This is a genomic window from Staphylococcus sp. OJ82 (assembly GCF_000294465.1).
GTDB classification, from domain to species: domain Bacteria; phylum Bacillota; class Bacilli; order Staphylococcales; family Staphylococcaceae; genus Staphylococcus; species Staphylococcus equorum.
This window is the reverse complement of sequence record NZ_ALPU01000017.1, coordinates 1-753: the sequence shown is the minus strand read 5'-3', so window position 1 is coordinate 753 and position 753 is coordinate 1. Positions and strand designations below refer to the sequence as shown.

The following is a 753-nucleotide window of genomic DNA, read 5'->3' as shown; positions in this document are numbered from 1 at the left end:
CTAAGCGAAAGCGAATCGTTAAGTACGTCAGAATCATTAAGTGAAAGTGAGTCATTAAGTACGTCGGAGTCGTTAAGCGAGAGTGAGTCATTAAGTACATCGGAATCACTAAGTGAAAGTGAATCATTGAGTACGTCGGAATCACTGAGCAAAAGCGAATCATTAAGTACGTCCGAGTCGTTAAGCGAAAGTGAGTCATTAAGCGCATCGGAATCACTAAGCGAAAGTGAATCATTAAGTACGTCAGAATCACTAAGTGAGAGTGAGTCGTTGAGTACCTCGGAATCACTAAGTGAAAGTGAATCAATGAGTACCTCAGAATCACTAAGTGAAAGTGAGTCATTAAGTACCTCAGAATCATTAAGTGAAAGTGAGTCATTAAGTACATCAGAATCACTAAGCGAAAGTGAATCACTAAGTACATCTGAGTCATTAAGCGAAAGTGAATCACTAAGTACATCAGAATTACTAAGCGAAAGTGAATCACTAAGTACGTCGGAATCACTAAGCGAGAGCGAATCGTTGAGTACCTCGGAATCACTAAGTGAAAGTGAATCAATGAGTACCTCAGAATCACTAAGTGAAAGTGAGTCATTAAGTACCTCAGAATCATTAAGTGAAAGTGAGTCATTAAGTACATCAGAATCACTAAGCGAAAGTGAATCACTAAGTACATCTGAGTCATTAAGCGAAAGTGAATCACTAAGTACATCTGAGTCATTAAGCGAAAGTGAATCACTAAGTACATCAGAA

General features: G+C 38.5%; 1 protein-coding gene. It reads left to right on the top strand.

The annotated features are described in order from the left end of the window. Positions 1 to 753, top strand: a 753-nt coding sequence (locus tag SOJ_RS13535) for a hypothetical protein (protein WP_037539679.1), incomplete at both ends; no start/stop codon positions are given.